Source organism: Actinoplanes sp. TBRC 11911 (genome assembly GCF_012933445.1).
Lineage (GTDB): Bacteria > Actinomycetota > Actinomycetes > Mycobacteriales > Micromonosporaceae > Actinoplanes.
In genome coordinates this window covers 15,121-31,622 of the sequence record NZ_JABBNC010000052.1, presented here as the reverse complement: position 1 = coordinate 31,622, position 16,502 = coordinate 15,121, and the positions used below count along the sequence as shown (strand labels likewise).

Here is a 16,502-nt window from a genome sequence, read left to right as displayed (position 1 = left end):
AGCGGCGAAAGTTTCTTCGAAAGGTGGTTTGCCGTGAGTGCTGAGCAGGAAATTCGCGAGGTGATCGAGGGTCGGGCGGCCGCGATGACGTCGGGTGACGCCCGGGCCGTGCTGGCCTACTACGTCCCGGAGTGGGTGCAGTTCAGCCTGGCTCCGCCGCTGAAGCAGCGGGCCGAGAGCGGCGACCCGGGCCCGCTGACCGCGTGGCTGGCCACGTTCCAGGCGCCGCCGAAGCGCGAGGTGACCGAGCTGGAGATCCACGCGGACGCGAACGTGGCGTACGCGACCAGTATCGAGTCGATGAGCGCGACTCCGGTGGGTGGCGACGAGGAGTTCACGCTGTGGTACCGGGTGACGGTCGGGTTGCGCCGGGTCGACGGGCGTTGGCTGATCGCGCACGAGCACCAGTCGGTTCCGTTCTACATGGACGGTTCGTTCCGGGCATCGGTGGATCTGCAGCCGTAGGCGGTGCCGGCTCGTTGTACCGGCATGGATGACGAGCACATCGTGGGGCCTGGCTTGACGGCGGCGCTGATCGCGGCGTTCCTCATCGCGTACGGGGTGTTCATCGCCGTCGTTCTTTACCGACGGTGAACTACAGCCCTGTACTTTCCGCCAAGATGTTGCCGCTGACCTGCGGTTAAGTAATCGTGGAGTGAGGTCAGGCCCCTGGTCGGCGGAAGCCATGAGTCACTGACGGTCATACTCACCCGCCGGCCGGGTCTGGGACTTTTGTCCGTCAGGCCTCGATCATGATCACTGCCGAGCCGGCCAGGACGGTCCGCCCGAACTGATACGAGAAGCCGGCGGCGCTCGCCCCGGCCCGCTTGTCCGCCGGCCGATGCCTCGCGCGGCCCGGCTCGGGCAGCTGGCCCTGATGATCGGCGATCGCGGTGGACGCAGCCAGGAGGGCCCAACCGCCCCACGCCCGCGTCAACGGGTCGGGCGTGGAGGCGTGCACCGCGCGGGCGACGGCGGCCGCGGTACTTTGTGCGACGCCCGGCTCGCAGGTGGCATCGGCGCGCGCGGCCCGCAGTTGCGGCGTCGGCGCGGGCGGCGCGGTGTCGCGGTGCTCCGCGAACGGCACCGACGGGTGGTTCACGTCGTAGCGGCGGATCAGCTCGTTCGTGACCGCGAGCAGCATCATGCTGGGCAGCGCCGCGGCGGCCAGGTGCCCGAAGGCGATGTCCGGCCGCTGCGCCTGCGCCGCGGTGACCGACATCTGCGCTCCGGTGCCGCAGACCAGGATCAGCAGGCGGGCCGCGCTGCTGTTCTCGACGCCGGGCAGCAGATCGCAGAGCTGATCCGTGACCGGACGTCGCAGGATGTCGGTGATCGGCCGCACCTGCGCCAGCGGCAGCCCTAGGGCCTCACCGATCGCCTCGTCCGCTTCCCGGCCGCGGCCGTAGGGGTCGGCCGTCCTACCACCTCTGCGAAACAGTCCCATCCTTCGATCATTGTCGATGGGGGCAAGGTGATGGCTGAGCCGGTCGGCCCGTTGCCCTCCAAGCGTCGCCGAGTTGGCAGACGCCGGGGAGGCCGTGAAGGCCATCGCTCGCACTCAGCATCCCGACCCATAAATGCCCTAGGCGATCCGACGGGCACGCCACAGATTCTCTCAGCGCTTCTTCCCTCGTTCGGACCGACGACCCTTGGCCGATCCGATAGGCACGACGGGTGCGGCGACCTGGTCGGGTTCGCGAATTTCGTAGCCCGCATCGCGTAGCTCCAACACGGCTGCCAACGGGTCGCGACGGATTGCTGCGCGAAGCTGGCGCCGCTGAAACTTCTCGCGGCTCGCCGCGAGCCGGTTCCTGGTGCCTGGCTTCGGGTCGAGAACGCCCTCGTCGATAAGCATTTCCAGGACGTCCTCGATGGACGGTCGGTAGCGCCGGCCACCGGTTGGAAGGTGCAGCTTGCCCAGGCTCCCTCGTTCTTTGCCGCTCGCGACGAGAAGCGCGTCCCAGGCCTCGCTGCGCGCATTTATCTGTACGTGGGCATCCGGGTAGTCGACCTTGTCACGCTCATAGTCGTCCGTTGTGTTCAGCAGTCCCTTCAGCTCGTCCACGAAGGTGCGTGCGATCGCAACCAGGCTAGCTTCGCGAGTCACCAATCATCACCCACAGCTCACGAGCGGCCGTGGACTGAAAATCTCGTTCCCGCGCTTGGCGGCGCAGCTCGGCCAAAGTAATCCCGAGCGCAGCGAGCTCCTGTTGGACAAAGTCGGCCCAATCGTCCTTGGACGGCTTGAAGACCTGAACCTCGTCGTCGGCTTGTGAAGCGGTCGCCGGTGGAGTCATGGTGCGCCTTCCCAGTGGGTGGTCCGAGGGCCTCGCTCGACATCCTCACGATAAGGACTGGGTACGACGTTTTGGTTGGTCCACAAGTATCGAACGTGAGACAACCTACACTCACAGGCACCCAAACCCTACCCCCAGTACAGAACACCTCGGCTAGTCAGCAAGCACGCAGCTGCCAGCAATACCAACTAAAGGTGACCAATCGGCACACGCGCCATCACGCCGAGAAAGCGGCTTTCAGTCGGGATCGACAACGCCGTGGTGTGCGCACGCTGCCTGAAACGCGTCCAACTGCCGGATCAACGGCTCTGGGACATCGCGGCCCGTCCCGGGCGGCACGGAACGCCTCAACATGTCCGCCACCCTCGTGCCCTGCTCACGGATGTCGGCGTAACGGGAGCCGGCGAACACCTCCCGCAGCCGCCGGTGGCCCTGCTCGGTCAGCGGCTCGCCCGGTTGGATCTCGCTGTCGCCGTCGCGCAGATCCATGCACGCCTGGATGCCGGAGTCCCGGAAGATGACGTTCTTGTCGTGCAGCACCCAGAGCCCACCGGCCAGCACCAGGACAGCAGCAGGGATGAGCCAGCGCGGCCGTTTGACCGGCCGCAAGTGTGGCGGCGGTGTCGGAGCCTCGAAAACGGCGTCTGTCTGCCACTCGCGGTGGTGGTAGGGGTTCAAGGTCATGGTGGCTCCGCGGGCCGGTCGCGGGGCTGGCGGCGGCCGAGTACCAGCCCTAGGGCCCGGCCGCATGGCATTCAACTGCGATCAATGCGTGCCGGTGACGGCCGAGCCGGTCGGATCGACTCGCCGGATCACCTCGCGCAGGGCCTCGGCCCCCGTCTCCGCGACCACGTCCGGGTGACAGGGCAGACCGGCCGGCCATGGCTGGCCCGCCGAGACCCACGCCGTACGTAAGCCAAAGCTCGCCCCGCCGCAGATGTCGTACGCGGGATTGTCGCCGACCATCCACTCGGCGGGGCGGCCGGCGGCCGCCTGGGCCAGCGCGAAGATCTCGGGGTCCGGCTTGCGTACGCCGGCCGCCTCCGAGATCGTCCAGCCGGCGACCAACAGGTCCAGGCCCGTGCGCCGCAGCTTGGCCTCCTGCTGGGCGACCGACCCGTTGGTCAGCACCCACGGGACGAAACCGGCCGCGGCCGCCGCGCGCAACGCGGCCGTGACCGACGGGTCGGGCTGCAGCTCGTCGACCATGCCGGCGCGCAGGTCGGTCAGCACCGGCGCCAAATCCACGCCGAACCGCTCGGCGATGCGCTGGGCGAGCGCCTCGCGCGGCTCGTAGCCGTCGCGGTCGGCCTCGATGAGCCAGGGCGTCTGCGCGACCCCGTACCGGGAATCGGACCATCTCTTGAAGGCAGCCCGCCGATCAATCAGAGTGTTGTCCAGGTCGACAAGTAACAGCATGTATCGATCTTTTCACGCTCTTCGGAAGGAGTTATGGCGTGCTGACCTTCACGAGTGCGGCGGAACAGGCGGCCTGGACCCTGGCGGAAGCCCTCAGCGACAAGGCCTTCGCGGCCATGAAGAGCGCCGAGGAGGCCGCCGAGGCCTTCCGGTCGGGCCGGATGGCGATGCGGCGGCAGTTCAAGGCTCGCGGCATGTCCGAGGTGGATGCCAGCATCCGCTGGAAGGGGACGGCTCAGGCACAGAACGCGCTGGCCGACCAGGAGTGGTATATGTCCGAGGCGAACATGTACAACAGAGCCGCAGCGGTACAGTACGCCAAGGCCCTCTATCTGAAGGGCCGGCAGTAGTCAGGCGGCCCGGTGGCGCAGGGTGGCGACCGTCGAACCGGCCAGGGCCAGCAGACAGTCGGGAAGCTGACCGTCGGCGATGGCCGCCCCGAACAGCGCTTCGCCGTTGGCGACGTCGCCGTTCATATACGCGCTGACGAACCGCGCCACCCAGCGCTTGTCGTACCGCGCGTCGTCGATGCCGGGGAAGTCGAGCGTCCAGGCGCCGCCGGAGGGGACCTGCCCCACCATCGTGGCTGCCAGGCACCAGGCGACATCCCAGGCGCCGACGACGCCGGAGCGGTCGACCACGGCGTCGAAGGTGCCGACCACAGCATCGCTATCGCCGCTGAGCGCACTCGCAAGCACGAGCGCCGCGTCGTCGAAGGCGTGCTGTGGAACGTCTGTCACGTGAGAAAAGGTACGTGGATCGGTCAAGGTTTGCCCGTCGACGAACAAAATCAGGCCCCGCGAAGCAGGCAGGTGATGCGGGCGGTACAGACTCGCTCGCCGCTCTCGTCGGTAATGACGATCTCGTAGGTCGCCATGGTGCGGCCGCGGTGCACCGGGGTGGCCACCCCGGTGACCACGCCGGAGCGGGCCGCCTTGTGGTGGGTGGCGTTGATGTCGACGCCGACCGCGAACGGCCGGTCCACGGTCTGGCCGTGCATGACCGCGCCCACCGAGCCGAGCGTCTCGGCCAGCACGCAGGACGCGCCGCCGTGTAGCAGACCGTACGGCTGGGTATTGCCCTCGATCGGCATGGTGCCGACCACGCGCTCCGGTGCCGCCTCGGTGAGCTGAATGCCCATCCGCTCGCCTAGGGTGCCGCCGCCCCCGGTGGCGAATAGATCCCGAACACTGTCGGCCGCTATGTCCATTCGATGAACGTTACAGGTGGGCCGCCTGTCGCGTGTTTGTGAGTTCGGCCCTACTCTCTCCCCGACCCGCATCTATTCAGCAGGAGGCACCATGACCGAGCCGCAGGAGACCGTCGAGACCCGCGGTGACGACCGCGTCGACCTGATCGCCACGGACACCACGGGCGACGGCAAGCCGGACGTCTGGGTCGCCGACACCGACGGGGACGGCAAGCCCGACCTGTTCCAGTTCGACACCGACGGCGACGGCAAGGTCGATGTGACCATGGTCGATCTCGACCAGGACGGAAACCCCGAAGCGGTCGTCGAGGGCGACGGCGGCGTGCCGCCGCAGGCCTAGGCGCCGCCCAGCGCGGACAGCGCCACCCAGAGCACGGCGATCGCCACGACGGTGCTGAGTACGGTCCAGGCGGTGTGCTGCCAGGACCGCGGCCCGGCGACGCCGTCGGCGTGGCCGAGCAGCACCATCAGGTCGCGCTGCCGGCGGATCTCGTCGGCGCGGTGCCCGGTGGTGCCGTCCCGGCCCCGGCTCAGCTCCACCGCCAGCCGTGCCTGGGCGCGCTGTAACCGGCGCACCGCGATTCTGGCCCGCCGCCCGGCTTGCGCTCCGGCATGCCGGCGGGCCGCCGCCCGCCGCGCTCCCGAGCCGAGCACCGCGAGTTCGCCCGCGGTGATCAGTTCGGGATCGCGGAGCGTGGCGAGCTGCCCGACATAGAAGTCGGCCTCGCGGTCGTGCACGTGCCGCACCAGCCACAGGATCAGCAGCAGTGGCGGCAACCCCTTGAGCAGCAGCACGCCCAGCAGCGCCAGCGGTCCGTTACCGAGGCCGTCGCTGAGCAGCGGCGAGTTCCACAGCATGTGCGAGGCCCAGGCGCCGAGGACGGCGAGTGCCGCGACCCCGATCCGGTGGCCGGCGGTGCGGTCGCGGTGCAGCACCAGGTATCCGATGCCGGCGCCGGCCAGCGCGCTGAACAGCGTGTGACTCCACACCCCGGACAGGAAGCCGCGCAGCAGAAACGTCTCGATCACCGGCTGCAGGTGGTCGCCCTGCCCGGCCAGCGCGACATTGCCGACGGCGAAGACGATGTTCTCCACGATCTGGAAGCCCAGTCCGACCATCGCGCCGTAGACGACGCCGTCGAGCACGCTGTTCACCTGTGCGCGGGCGATGAGCACGATCGCGACCACGCCGAGCGTCTTGGCGATCTCCTCGACGGCCGGCCCGGCCAGCGCCGCTCCCCAGTCCGCGGCCAGGTGTGGCGACCAGAGCTTGGCGATCAGGTCCTCGAGCGCCGCGCTGGCCGGGATGGACACCGACGTCGCCACCACCGCGCCCCAGGCGAACGCCACCACCAGCAGCTCGGTCGGCTCGCGCTCGAGGAAGTCGAGCTCCGAGACAACGACCCAGAACGGCACGGCGAGCAGGGCGAACAGCACGACGGCGGTCACTGTTGCTTTCGGGTACGCCTCGACGAAGCGCCCGGCGACCTGAGCCATCCGTCCGGCTCCCACTGCTAGCAGGGCCGTCACCACCCAGAACGCGGGCACTTCGAGCAGGCCGGACGCGCGAATTCCGTCCGCGGCGGGCCGCACCGCCGTCGGGGTCACTGCTGCCGCCCGTCGTGGCGCAGGGTCCGGGTGCTGCGGTCGATGAGCGGCAACGCGCGCCCGAGGTCGAGCTCGCCGCCGCTGATCGTGACCTCGATGGTGAGCCCGCCGGTGACGAAGACGGCGTAGCGGCCGCCGCGACCGGGTGCGGTGTATCCGCCCTGAATGCCGGCGAGCCCGGCGGCGGTATTCACCGCGAGCTGCCCGCCGGTCACCTGGTACCCGGATGTGCTGGTGATCCGCTGGCGTAATCGGGTGGCGGCGTTCTCCAGGTCGCCGGCGAACGGGCGCACCGCGATCGCGTACCGCACCGAGCCGAGATGAAACAGCACCGTGCCCTGGTCGTCGCCGGGGCGGGTCTCGGAGACGTCGAGTGTGGCACCCGGCGGCGGGATCACGGTGACCGCGGCGCCCACCAGATAGGGATCCATCGCCGAGACCGCCCGGTCGTTGGGTAACGCGCGGTCGACGGCGGGTAGGCCGAAAGCCAGGGCGGCGAGGGTGGCGACGACACCGAGCGCACCGAGGAGATTCGTCAGCTGACGCCGGGTAGTCCTCGCCATGCCTCCACGCTAGTGGGTGACGGCGCGATCACGCTGCCATCCACCACTGTGGAGAGAAGACAAGACTATATATTACGGATTTGTCCGTTTTAGCGATAAATACTGAGGCGGAACGGTGACGGCCAACCAAACGCCGTTCTCGCTGCGATAGAACTCGTGCCCGTCGTCGTTCATCGCGCCGGAATCCACCTCGAAGATGGCGACCGCGGCCGATCGGCGACGACCGACCACCAGGGCGGTCGGCACATCGGTCGAAAGGTGCACATGATGCCGGCTACGCGGACGCAGGCCGTCCCGCCGAATCGACGACACGTTCTCCTCCGGTGTGCCGTGAAAAAGCACGGCTGGCGGCCGGACGGGCGGCAGATCGAGATCAACGGCCACCCGGCGCGAGTGCCCCTGGCTGGCCCGGATCCACTCGGCGCCGTCGTCGCGGCGGGCCACGGCGAACCGGGATTTGTCGTTGCCCTCGACGATCACGTCGAGCTCGGCGCGGCTCAGGCGCAACGCGGCGAGCAGGTCGGCGACCGGCACCCAGCCGTTCGCGTCGAGCGTGAGGCCGGCGGTCTCCGGCCGATGCCGCAGAACCATCGAGATCCGGCGGCTGACCCGCACTTGTTCGCGGGTGAGTACGGTCATGCAATCAACTCCATGACCGCAACGTAATACGGACGATCCTGCTCGTCGACGGATTTCAGGCGCCACCGGGTGCCGTCCAGCAGCTCGGCCAGTTCGGCGACCGAGCAATTGAGATAGTCGAACCACTCGGTCGCGAGCAGGCGGTAGCGCAGCCGCAGCCGCAGCTGGCCGCCGAGCCGCCCCCGGTCCTGGTTGCGCCGTTGATACGAGACGTGCACCGGGTCGGTGGTGCCGTACGGGTCGGTGCCCTGCGCGATGATCCGGGCGCCCGGGTTGGCCAGCCTAGCCAGCGCGTCCAGGAAGATCGGCGCGCGTTCCCGGCTCTCGATCAGCCCGAGATTGTTGCCGAGCAGCAGGAATGTGTCGTAGCGGGCGGGGGCCGAGGCGTACGCGTCAATGGTGTTGAGAACGGTGTCGCGAAGGCCGCGCCGACGGGCGATCTCGATCGCGCCGCGGGAGGTGTCCAGCCCGGTCACCGGCATGCCACGCCGCTGGATCTCGATCGCGGTCCGCCCGGCACCGACACCGATGTCCAGGACGTGCCCGCGGATCAGGCGCAACGCCCGATGGTCGTGCGGCTGCCACTCCGAAGGTTCATCCAAATAGTGATCCACCGGCGCGCCGTTGATCAAACCGTCGTCCCGCTCGATAACCTCGATCACAGGTCGCGGCACCCGGCCGCCGGCCAGCGGTCGCGGGCCGACACCGGTGCGCACCGCGAACGCGTCGCGGATCATCTCGCCGAACACGTCGCCGATCGGAGGCTCGTCCATGCTCCTCAGCTTCGACGAAGTACCCAGCGGGCGTCAGGCGGAAGAACGAAGAAGGGGCGATCGCCTTCCCCAGCGTTCGCCCCTTGCAACGATTTTTCGCCTCGACTGAGGTACGTCAGTCGCCCTGGCGCTGCGTGGGAATCTGCCCCTGCAGCAGGGCGCGAACCTCCGACTCCCGGTAACGACGGTGGCCGCCCAGCGTCCTGATTGCGCTGAGTTTGCCGGCCTTCGCCCACCGGGTGACAGTCTTCGGGTCGACACGGAACATCGACGCCACCTCGGCCGGTGTTAGTAGCGGCTCAGGATCGTGCGTACGCGATGCCATCGGTCACTCCTCCACAGGTACCTAAAAAACATCGGCCGGGGTCCCGCCGGCCGGTGCGTCTCTCATGGTCCGGCTAGTCCCCGATGTCCGACATGGGCCGAACGGACGAACGTCCCCAGATAGACGGATGAAGCATGCCCGATTTTTGCGTGTTTTCTACGCCAGATAGTGTCGCGTTTAGACCGATTATCACGCTTCGCCTAGCGCCCATCACGAAGCGTACTCACTTCGGGAGCGCTTCCACGGGCCGGGAATCCTGCCCGTCTGTCCCTATTTTCCCTGCTCAGTTACACCGCTCGAGAAGCTGGACGGATCGCCACCGTTCCACGAGCTTCTCGTAGGCCCCGGAGGCGCTGTCGGCGTCACCGCGGGACAGTGCGGACAGCCCGGCCGCCACCAGTCCGGGTGAATCATCCGACGCGAGGTCGTCATCCGGGAGAAGGTTGACCAGGCCGCCGTAGTCAAGCTCGACGATCGACCGCGGATGGAACTCCTCCAGCCAGCGGGTGCCCTCCTCGACCGCGTCGGTGATCGGGGCGTCGCCCAGCGCCTTGCGCAGCACCGACACGCCTCGATGCGCGCGCCGGCGGGCCTTGGAGATCTCGGTGCGATACCGCAGGGTCCGCTGCCCGCCGGAGAGCACGATCTCGCGCTCCTCGAGATCGACGAAGACGAACCACCGCAACGGCACACCCCACGTCGCGATCTGCTCGTGCACCCGCGGCACGCCCTGCTCGAGCACCTTGGCGCCGCTGCGCCAGTCCTCCACGACGGCCTTCGCCTGGCCGGCCAGGATCGGCGGCACGAAGGCGTCGGCCAGCACGCTCGGTACGCCGTCGCGTGCGTTCAGCGCGGCCTCGGCCACCCGCAACCGCAAGTTCCAGGGGCAGACCAGCAGGGTGTCGCCCCACTCCATCACGTACGCCTCGTCGGGCAGATCGGGCAGTCGCGTCCACCCGGCGCCGAGTGCCTCGAGCACCGCCGTACGCTGCTTCACCGGCCCGTCGACCAGGCCCAATGCACGCCCCTCACGGGCGTAGCGCCGCCAGAAAACCTGCCGCTCACGATCGAAGGCGGTCAGCGGCTCGTAAACCCGTAGGTACGACGCGAACAGTGACGGCACGGCGCGATCCTTTCACGAATTCGCCGCGTTGGAACTTCCCACGCAGTCGTAATCACGACGGTCACATCCGACTACGCTTCGCTCATGTCCGGCAGACCCCGCCGGACCGACGGCCCCACGAAGGCCGGCCCCCCGTGAGATCAGGAGAACGGCAATGGGTGTGTTCGACTCCGACGGCACCGACGCCAGCGGGCACGAGCAGGTGGTCTTCTGCCAGGATCGGCAGACGGGATTGAAGGCCATCATCGGCATCTACTCCACGGCTCTCGGGCCGGCGCTCGGCGGCACCCGTTTTTACCCCTATGAGAGCGAAGAGAACGCTCTTGCCGATGTGCTGAAACTCTCGCGCGGCATGGCGTACAAGAACGCGGTGGCCGGCCTCGATCTCGGTGGCGGCAAGGCAGTCATCTGGGGCGATCCACAACGGGTCAAATCCGAGGGTCTGCTGCGGGCGTACGGGCGGTTCGTCGAGTCGTTGAACGGCCGCTACTACACGGCGTGCGACGTCGGCACCTACGTCCCGGACATGGATGTCATTGCGCGCGAGACCAAGTACGTGACCGGTCGCAGCCCGGAGCACGGCGGCGCCGGCGACTCCTCGATCTTGACGGCCTGGGGCGTGTTCCAGGGCATGCGCGCCGCGGCCGAGCACGCCTGGGGGCGTCCCACGCTCGCCGGTCGCACGGTCGGCATCGCGGGGCTGGGCAAGGTCGGCAAATATCTCGCCGGTCACCTGATCGAGGACGGCGCCTCGGTGGTCGCCACCGACCCGAACGAGGTCGCGCTGGCCTGGGCGCGCGAGACGTACCCGCAGATCGAGCTGGTCGCCGACACCCACGCGCTGATCACCTCGGACATCGACGTGTACGCCCCCTGCGCGCTCGGCGGCGCCCTGGACGACGACACGGTGCCCGTTTTACGCGCGAAGGTAGTTGCGGGAGGTGCGAACAATCAGCTCGCCCACCCCGGCGTCGAGAAGGCCCTGACCGACCTCGGCATCCTGTATGCGCCCGACTACGTGGTCAACGCCGGCGGGGTGATCCAGGTGGCCGACGAGATCGGCGGCTTCAACTTCGAGCGGGCCAAGCTGCGGGCCACCGGGATCTTCGAGACCACCAAGCGGATCCTGCGGCTCGCCGACGACGAGGGCGTGTCCCCCGCCGTCGCCGCCGACCGGCTGGCCGAGCAGCGGATGTCAGAGATCGGTCGGTTACGGTCGATCCACCTCTGAAGTCGCGTTTTCGGCACCGCCGCGCGTCTCGGAGCCAAATTCCGCGACGCGCGGCAGTGTCACACGCAACCCGAGGTGCCGAAGGCGGCATCGTCCATGTACCGTAAGACCCACGAGAGATGCCTGACGTCATCGGGGCCCGCCTTTGGGCTGCCCCGAATTCTGTGCGAGGGGGTCGAGCCATGGGGCGCGGCCGTGCTAAGGCCAAGCAGACGAAGGTGGCCCGGGAGCTGAAGTATCACTCCCCGAACACCGACCTCACCGCCTTGCAGCGCGAACTGGCGGGTGCCGGTAAGTCCGACCGTCACTTCGACGACGACAACGACGAGTTCGTCGATGACGACGAGGACGACGCTGAGGACGACCAGGACTCCTGGTCGCCGACAAGGCGGCGCTGACCCGTATTGCACAGAGCACGCGGCATACCGCGTGCTCCCGTGTGTGTCGCGGTCATATTCCGACGGTTCCAACACGAAAGCCCACGCGGGCGCCTAGCTCGCGTGGGCTTCGGACCGGCTCTCCCCCTCAGCGGGGGCGGTTGTTCCAGTTGTAGAACGTCGGGATGTTCTCGAAATGGTTCCAGGCGCAGACCGCCGAGCCGTCTTCCGGCGTGCCCTCGGCACGGTCCCGCCGCGCCGACTCCGCCTCGGCGATGAGCGCGGACAGCCCGGCCCGGGTGTCGTGCACCCGCGCCGTCACCGGATCGTCGTCAGACGGCCGTGGGCTCGTGATCTCGGGCATGGTCCAGCACTCCCTCCAGTAGGCGAATCTTGCTGTTCCGGCAGTGGTCGGTCTCGGTGATGTCGAACCGGCCCTGCTCGAAGAAGCGGTTGGCCGCGTGGGCACCGCCGCAAAAGCCGAAATATGGACAAGTCGCGCGGCATGCCTCAACACCGCTGACAAACTCGGCGATCCACGGCGTCGACGCGGCCCCGGCCAGGATGTCGGCCAACCCGGTCGTCAGCACGTTACCGCTGGTGAAGTCGCCGTACCGGGGGTCGTGGAAACCCGCGAGCTCGGGCGAGAGCAGCACGACCGAGCCGTCATACGCGATCGTGGGGATCGGGTCGAGACGGCGCGGCAACAGATCATCGGCGGTGCCGTCGAGCACCGCCGAGGCGTACCGCAAGGACCACTCGATCTCACGCAGATGAATGCGGGGGTCGCGGCGCCAGGCCGCGACCAGCTCGGCCCAGAAGGCGGTCACGTCGGCCGCCGCATGAGCGTTCGCCCGGGTGTTGACGCCCTCGAGCTCCTCGACGTTGATCCCCAGCACCTCGCAGCCGAGGCCGAGGAAATAGTCGTAGAGCTCGGCGGCGAGACCCGGTCGCGGGTCGCCGACGACGCAGAGCGCGGAGAACGGTATGTCGTGCCGGTGGAGCGCTTCGACGCCCCGCATGATCCGGTCGTATGCCGGTTTGCCCCCGCGGGTGATCCGTTCACCGTTGCGCGCCTCGGGGCCGTCGACGCTGACGCTGACCCGGATCGCGTGCTCGGTGAAGAACTCGCACCACGCGTCGTCGATCAGGGTCGCGTTCGTCTGCACGTGGTGTTCCACGCCCGGACCGAACGGCGCGATCAGCGCACCCAGTCCGTCGCGGCCGGCGGCCAGCGGCTCGCCACCGTGCCAGACGACCGAGAACCGGCCGTCGCGCGACCAGGGCTCGACCGCCTCGGCGACCGCGCCGGCCACCTCGACCGGCATCCGGTGATCGTCCCGGCGAAACGGCAGATAGCAGTAGGAACAATCGAGGTTGCAGAGGGTGGTGGGTTGCATGACCACGTAGGTGGGAACGGCCGAGATGCCACGCATCCCGTTCCATCGATCAGCCATGTCGCACCCCCGTCCGTGCGCTCAGGCTAGGCCCGCCGGTCCAACCGCACGAATGATCCGCATGTGTCGGACATCGACACACGCGGATCATTTCACGTTTGCCCTATTGCGAGCCAGAGTCGGCGTTTTTTCACCTTCGGGTGATCCTCGGTGATCAGCCCCGGGTGTACTGACCCATCATCTGCACCTCGCCGGTGCCCTCGATGACCTCGCCGACCTGCCACGCCTCGACGCCGCGGCCGGTCAGGTACGCCATCGCGCGGTCGGCGTCGTCCGAGGAGACGATCGCGAACATGCCGACGCCCATGTTGAATGTCGCCTCCATCTCGTGGTCCTCGATCCGGCCCTTGGCCTGGATGAGGTCGAAGATGGGCTGCGGACGCCACGTCGAACGGTCGACCACCGCGTCGGCGTTCTCCGGCAGGACGCGGACCAGGTTGCCCGGGATGCCACCGCCGGTGATGTGCGAGAAGGCGCGCACGTCGGCCTCCTCGATCAGGCCGAGGCAGTCCTTCGCGTAGATCTTGGTCGGAGTGAGCAGCTCCTCGCCGAGGGTGCGCTGCGAGCCGAAGTCGTCGACCACCGACTCGAGCCGCATCCGGCCGGCGCCGAGCAGCACGTGGCGGACCAGTGAATACCCGTTCGAGTGCAAGCCGGACGACCGCATCGCGATCACCGCGTCGCCCACCTCGACCCGCTCCCGGCCGAGGATCTCGCTCTCCTCCACCACGCCGACGCCGGTGGCGGACACGTCGTACTCGTCGGGGCGCAGCACGCCGGGGTGCTCCGCGGTCTCGCCGCCGAGCAGCGCGCAACCCGCGTACCGGCAGCCGTCCGCGATGCCCGCGCCGATCTCGGCCACCTTGTCCGGCACGACCTCACCGCAGGCGATGTAGTCGAGCAGGAACAACGGCTCCGCGCCGCAGGCCACCAGGTCGTCGACAACCATCGCGACCAGGTCGATGCCGATCGTGTCGTGGATGTCGAGCTGCTGCGCGATCACCAGCTTAGTGCCGACACCGTCGGTCGACGAGGCCAGGATCGGGCTCTTGTACTTCTGCGTGTTCAGCCGGAAGAGGCCGGAGAAGCCGCCCAGGTCGCCGAGCACCTCGGGCCGGGTCGTCTTCTTCACCTTCGACCGGAGCAGCTCGACCGCCCGGTCGCCGGCCTCGATCGAGACCCCCGCCTCCGCGTACGTCACCGCGCGCTTGCGGGCGCCGCGGCCCGCGCCCGCCGTCCACGGCTGGCGGTCGGCGTCGCCGGCCCCGTTCGAACCGGCGTTGCGCTCGGACACGTGCGTCACGTTCTCCCCTTTAGCGGTGCTTTTGTCTTCAGTCACGGGTGGTGCAGGGCGTTCGCCCCGCCCGGACTCGCGACCAGCGGTCCGGCGCCCTGGTTACCGTCGCCGTACTCGCGCGCGTCGTACTCGCTCTCCAGCTCGGAGACGGCCACGTCGGACGTCGGCTCGGGCATTGCCGCCCGCTTGCCGACACCCTCCAGCAGGTGCTTTCCAATCAGGTTTCCGGCCGGGAGCTCGATCGGGTACTCCCCGGTGAAGCACGCCATGCACAGCCGTGACTTGGGCTGCTCGGTCGCCTGCACGAGACCGTCCAGGGAAACATAGCCCAGGGAGTCCGCCCCGATCGAGCGGCGGATGCCGTCGATTTCCAAGCCGTTCGCGACCAATTCGGCACGGGTCGCGAAATCGATGCCGTAGAAGCAGGGCCACTTGACCGGCGGCGACGAGATCCGCACGTGCACCTCGAGGGCGCCGGCCTCACGCAGCATGCGCACCAGGGCCCGCTGGGTGTTGCCGCGGACGATCGAGTCGTCGACGACCACCAGACGCTTGCCGCGGACCACCTCGCGCAGCGGGTTCAGCTTGAGCCGGATGCCGAGCTGGCGAATCGTCTGCGAGGGCTGGATGAAGGTGCGGCCCACGTACGCGTTCTTGGTCAGGCCGGCGCTGTACGGGATCCCGGAGGCCTCCGCGTACCCGATCGCGGCCGGGGTGCCCGACTCCGGCACCGGGATCACCAGGTCGGCCTCGACCGGGTGCTCCTTGGCCAGGCGGCGGCCGATCTCGACGCGGGCCGAATACATGTTCCGGCCGGCGATCGTGGTGTCCGGGCGAGCCAGGTAGACGTACTCGAAAAGGCAGCCCTTCGGCTCGGGCGCGGCGAACCGGCTGGACCGCAGGCCGTGCTCGTCGACGGCGAGCATCTCGCCCGGCTCGACCTCACGGACGAAACTGGCACCGACGATGTCGAGGGCGGCGGTCTCGCTCGCGACCACCCAGCCACGCTCCATGCGGCCGAGCACCAACGGGCGTACGCCTTGGGCGTCGCGCGCCGCGTACAGCGTATTCTCGTCCATGAACACCAGGCTGAAGGCGCCCCGCAGGGTCGGCAGGACCTCGAGCGCCGCGGCCTCGACCGACAGATCGGGGCGGCTGGCCAGCAGCGTCGTCATGAGCGCGGTGTCGGTCGTGGCGCCGTCCACCTCGAGACCGCGGTCCGCGACCTCCTTGGCCAGCTCGGCCGTGTTCACCAGGTTGCCGTTGTGGCCCAGCGCGATCGTCGTACCGGCCGTGGTGGCGCGGATCGTCGGCTGCGCGTTTTCCCAGCCGGGACCGCCGGTCGTCGAATAACGGGTGTGACCGATCGCCAGGTGGCCGCGCAGGCTCGCCAGGGTCGGCTCGTCGAAGACCTGGGACACCAGGCCAAGATCTTTGTAGACCACGACCCCGGAGCCGTCACTCACAGCGATCCCGGCAGCTTCCTGGCCGCGATGCTGAAGGGCGAACAGCCCGAAATACGTAAGTTTCGCGACCTCTTCCTCGGGAGCCCAGACACCAAAGACGCCGCAGGCATCCTGGGGGCCACGCTCCTGTGGGTCGAGATCGTCGGTCAGTCGGCCGTCGCCTCGGGGCACCTGCTTGCTCCCTCATGCTGTCTGCTCAAACTTGCTGGCCTGCTCCGACGGACCAGTGTACGCGAGCGCGCGGGCGACGGCTGGGCGTCACTCAGCGCCCGGGAACGGATACAGCGGGAGGTATTCGGAAAGATCAGTGCGGATCCCACTGGCACGAATCCGACCATCACCGACCGCATCCACCCAGTGCACACGATCCGTAGCGACGAGCAACCACGTGACCGGATCCGTCTCGACCACATTGGGCGGTGTGCCGCGAGTATGCCTGGGACCTGCGACACACTGAATCGCACCGAAAGGCGGAATTCTGACCTCGACCGAACGGCCAGGCGCTCTTCGGGACAACTCGCCCAGGAGTTCGCGGGTGGCGTCACGCAACGCCGCACGCTCGGGTTCCGCGCCTTGATCCAGCGCGTCCAGCGCTCGGGCAACGGCCGCGGATTTATTGTGCGCAGGGGACACGTCGGGACGATACGGCCCGGTCCGCCGAGATTGGTATGCGGCCCTGGGTCGCGCGATGAACGCGAGACAAGGCATAGTGGC

Annotated in this window: 23 protein-coding genes; 5 read left to right on the top strand and 18 right to left on the bottom strand. The window is 68.5% G+C overall.

The features are described 5' to 3' along the window. Positions 1–33: 33 nt before the first annotated feature. On the top strand, positions 34–465 hold the full coding sequence (locus HH310_RS40780; protein ID WP_169181131.1) for a nuclear transport factor 2 family protein: 432 nt from the start codon (positions 34–36) through the stop codon (positions 463–465). 274 nt (positions 466–739) lie between these two features. On the opposite strand, the gene HH310_RS40775 is transcribed toward HH310_RS40780, so the two are convergent. The 5 genes from HH310_RS40775 to HH310_RS40755 form a co-directional block, all read right to left on the bottom strand. Further along, complete coding sequence (locus HH310_RS40775; RefSeq protein WP_169181130.1) at positions 740–1,447, bottom strand: hypothetical protein; 708 nt, start codon at positions 1,445–1,447, stop codon at positions 740–742. A 171-nt stretch (positions 1,448–1,618) separates the two neighbouring features. Further along, positions 1,619–2,110 carry a hypothetical protein gene (locus tag HH310_RS40770; RefSeq protein WP_169181129.1) on the bottom strand — a complete coding sequence of 164 codons (492 nt, stop codon included), beginning with the start codon at positions 2,108–2,110 and terminating at the stop codon, positions 1,619–1,621. Continuing rightward, positions 2,094–2,300: a hypothetical protein gene (locus HH310_RS40765; RefSeq protein ID WP_169181128.1), complete on the bottom strand. Its 207-nt coding sequence runs from the start codon at positions 2,298–2,300 to the stop codon at positions 2,094–2,096. Before HH310_RS40765 ends, HH310_RS40770 begins: the two co-directional genes overlap by 17 nt. Positions 2,301–2,537: 237 nt before the next feature. Next, complete coding sequence (locus HH310_RS40760) at positions 2,538–2,984, bottom strand: hypothetical protein (protein ID WP_169181127.1); 447 nt, start codon at positions 2,982–2,984, stop codon at positions 2,538–2,540. Positions 2,985–3,065: 81 nt separating this feature from the next. Then, the gene (locus HH310_RS40755; RefSeq protein ID WP_169181126.1) at positions 3,066–3,719 is read right to left on the bottom strand and encodes an HAD family hydrolase; all 654 of its coding nucleotides are present in this window, start codon (positions 3,717–3,719) and stop codon (positions 3,066–3,068) included. Between the two features lie 38 nt (positions 3,720–3,757). Here HH310_RS40755 and HH310_RS40750 point away from each other — a divergent pair, with 38 nt between their 5' ends. After that, positions 3,758–4,069 (top strand): hypothetical protein, encoded by a 312-nt coding sequence (locus tag HH310_RS40750; RefSeq protein ID WP_169181125.1) that lies wholly within the window; start codon positions 3,758–3,760, stop codon positions 4,067–4,069. Here the strand turns inward: HH310_RS40750 and HH310_RS40745 are convergent, their stop codons facing one another. Both HH310_RS40745 and HH310_RS40740 read right to left on the bottom strand, forming a co-directional pair. Next, a complete protein-coding gene (locus tag HH310_RS40745; protein ID WP_169181124.1) occupies positions 4,070–4,459 on the bottom strand; it encodes a hypothetical protein in 390 nt (129 codons plus the stop codon). A gap of 50 nt (positions 4,460–4,509) precedes the next feature. After that, positions 4,510–4,929: a PaaI family thioesterase gene (locus HH310_RS40740; RefSeq protein WP_169181123.1), complete on the bottom strand. Its 420-nt coding sequence runs from the start codon at positions 4,927–4,929 to the stop codon at positions 4,510–4,512. A 91-nt stretch (positions 4,930–5,020) separates the two neighbouring features. Here HH310_RS40740 and HH310_RS40735 point away from each other — a divergent pair, with 91 nt between their 5' ends. Beyond that, positions 5,021–5,269: a hypothetical protein gene (locus tag HH310_RS40735; protein WP_169181122.1), complete on the top strand. Its 249-nt coding sequence runs from the start codon at positions 5,021–5,023 to the stop codon at positions 5,267–5,269. On the opposite strand, the gene HH310_RS40730 is transcribed toward HH310_RS40735, so the two are convergent. The 6 genes from HH310_RS40730 to HH310_RS40705 form a co-directional block, all read right to left on the bottom strand. Then, positions 5,266–6,537, bottom strand: coding sequence for a PrsW family intramembrane metalloprotease (locus tag HH310_RS40730; protein WP_312034651.1), 1,272 nt, complete (start codon positions 6,535–6,537; stop codon positions 5,266–5,268). The two genes, HH310_RS40735 and HH310_RS40730, sit on opposite strands and share 4 nt — an antisense overlap. Beyond that, positions 6,534–7,100: a hypothetical protein gene (locus tag HH310_RS40725; RefSeq protein WP_169181121.1), complete on the bottom strand. Its 567-nt coding sequence runs from the start codon at positions 7,098–7,100 to the stop codon at positions 6,534–6,536. The genes HH310_RS40730 and HH310_RS40725 overlap by 4 nt, the downstream gene beginning before the upstream one ends. A gap of 72 nt (positions 7,101–7,172) precedes the next feature. Further along, positions 7,173–7,739, bottom strand: coding sequence for an RNA 2'-phosphotransferase (locus HH310_RS40720; protein ID WP_169181120.1), 567 nt, complete (start codon positions 7,737–7,739; stop codon positions 7,173–7,175). Further along, positions 7,736–8,512 carry a bifunctional 2-polyprenyl-6-hydroxyphenol methylase/3-demethylubiquinol 3-O-methyltransferase UbiG gene (locus HH310_RS40715; protein WP_169181119.1) on the bottom strand — a complete coding sequence of 259 codons (777 nt, stop codon included), beginning with the start codon at positions 8,510–8,512 and terminating at the stop codon, positions 7,736–7,738. Before HH310_RS40715 ends, HH310_RS40720 begins: the two co-directional genes overlap by 4 nt. 115 nt (positions 8,513–8,627) lie before the next feature. Beyond that, a complete protein-coding gene (locus HH310_RS40710) occupies positions 8,628–8,837 on the bottom strand; it encodes a BldC family transcriptional regulator (protein WP_014687221.1) in 210 nt (69 codons plus the stop codon). A gap of 283 nt (positions 8,838–9,120) precedes the next feature. Continuing rightward, the gene (locus HH310_RS40705) at positions 9,121–9,960 is read right to left on the bottom strand and encodes a hypothetical protein (protein WP_169181118.1); all 840 of its coding nucleotides are present in this window, start codon (positions 9,958–9,960) and stop codon (positions 9,121–9,123) included. A gap of 154 nt (positions 9,961–10,114) precedes the next feature. On the opposite strand from HH310_RS40705, the gene HH310_RS40700 reads away from it, so the two are divergent. Both HH310_RS40700 and HH310_RS40695 read left to right on the top strand, forming a co-directional pair. Beyond that, entirely contained in the window at positions 10,115–11,191 is a 1,077-nt protein-coding gene (locus tag HH310_RS40700) for a Glu/Leu/Phe/Val dehydrogenase (RefSeq protein WP_169181117.1), read from the top strand. 182 nt (positions 11,192–11,373) lie between these two features. After that, entirely contained in the window at positions 11,374–11,589 is a 216-nt protein-coding gene (locus HH310_RS40695) for a DUF3073 domain-containing protein (protein ID WP_169181116.1), read from the top strand. Positions 11,590–11,716: 127 nt separating this feature from the next. On the opposite strand, the gene amcA is transcribed toward HH310_RS40695, so the two are convergent. The 5 genes from amcA to HH310_RS40670 form a co-directional block, all read right to left on the bottom strand. Next, positions 11,717–11,932, bottom strand: a complete 216-nt coding sequence (gene amcA, locus HH310_RS40690) for a multiple cyclophane-containing RiPP AmcA (protein ID WP_169181115.1) — start codon at positions 11,930–11,932, stop codon at positions 11,717–11,719. Continuing rightward, a complete protein-coding gene (gene amcB, locus HH310_RS40685) occupies positions 11,901–13,004 on the bottom strand; it encodes a cyclophane-forming radical SAM peptide maturase AmcB (protein ID WP_312034653.1) in 1,104 nt (367 codons plus the stop codon). Before amcB ends, amcA begins: the two co-directional genes overlap by 32 nt. 175 nt (positions 13,005–13,179) lie before the next feature. Beyond that, positions 13,180–14,328 (bottom strand): phosphoribosylformylglycinamidine cyclo-ligase, encoded by a 1,149-nt coding sequence (gene purM, locus HH310_RS40680; RefSeq protein WP_169181113.1) that lies wholly within the window; start codon positions 14,326–14,328, stop codon positions 13,180–13,182. Between the two features lie 32 nt (positions 14,329–14,360). After that, entirely contained in the window at positions 14,361–15,959 is a 1,599-nt protein-coding gene (purF, locus tag HH310_RS40675; RefSeq protein ID WP_169181112.1) for an amidophosphoribosyltransferase, read from the bottom strand. 87 nt (positions 15,960–16,046) lie between these two features. Beyond that, positions 16,047–16,421, bottom strand: coding sequence for a sterol carrier family protein (locus HH310_RS40670; RefSeq protein WP_312034650.1), 375 nt, complete (start codon positions 16,419–16,421; stop codon positions 16,047–16,049). Between the last annotated feature and the right edge of the window lie 81 nt (positions 16,422–16,502).

Bases quoted from the DNA above. Each gene is read 5' to 3' on its own strand.
- HH310_RS40775 (WP_169181130.1), bottom strand. From the start codon at position 1,447: ATGGGACTGTTTCGCAGAGGTGGTAGGACGGCCGACCCCTACGGCCGC.
- HH310_RS40765 (WP_169181128.1), bottom strand. From the start codon at position 2,300: ATGACTCCACCGGCGACCGCTTCACAAGCCGACGACGAGGTTCAGGTC.
- HH310_RS40760 (WP_169181127.1), bottom strand. From the start codon at position 2,984: ATGACCTTGAACCCCTACCACCACCGCGAGTGGCAGACAGACGCCGTT.
- HH310_RS40755 (WP_169181126.1), bottom strand. From the start codon at position 3,719: ATGCTGTTACTTGTCGACCTGGACAACACTCTGATTGATCGGCGGGCT.
- HH310_RS40740 (WP_169181123.1), bottom strand. From the start codon at position 4,929: ATGGACATAGCGGCCGACAGTGTTCGGGATCTATTCGCCACCGGGGGC.
- HH310_RS40735 (WP_169181122.1), top strand. From the start codon at position 5,021: ATGACCGAGCCGCAGGAGACCGTCGAGACCCGCGGTGACGACCGCGTC.
- HH310_RS40725 (WP_169181121.1), bottom strand. From the start codon at position 7,100: ATGGCGAGGACTACCCGGCGTCAGCTGACGAATCTCCTCGGTGCGCTC.
- HH310_RS40720 (WP_169181120.1), bottom strand. From the start codon at position 7,739: ATGACCGTACTCACCCGCGAACAAGTGCGGGTCAGCCGCCGGATCTCG.
- HH310_RS40715 (WP_169181119.1), bottom strand. From the start codon at position 8,512: ATGGACGAGCCTCCGATCGGCGACGTGTTCGGCGAGATGATCCGCGAC.
- HH310_RS40710 (WP_014687221.1), bottom strand. From the start codon at position 8,837: ATGGCATCGCGTACGCACGATCCTGAGCCGCTACTAACACCGGCCGAG.
- HH310_RS40700 (WP_169181117.1), top strand. From the start codon at position 10,115: ATGGGTGTGTTCGACTCCGACGGCACCGACGCCAGCGGGCACGAGCAG.
- HH310_RS40695 (WP_169181116.1), top strand. From the start codon at position 11,374: ATGGGGCGCGGCCGTGCTAAGGCCAAGCAGACGAAGGTGGCCCGGGAG.
- amcA (WP_169181115.1), bottom strand. From the start codon at position 11,932: ATGCCCGAGATCACGAGCCCACGGCCGTCTGACGACGATCCGGTGACG.
- amcB (WP_312034653.1), bottom strand. From the start codon at position 13,004: ATGCGTGGCATCTCGGCCGTTCCCACCTACGTGGTCATGCAACCCACC.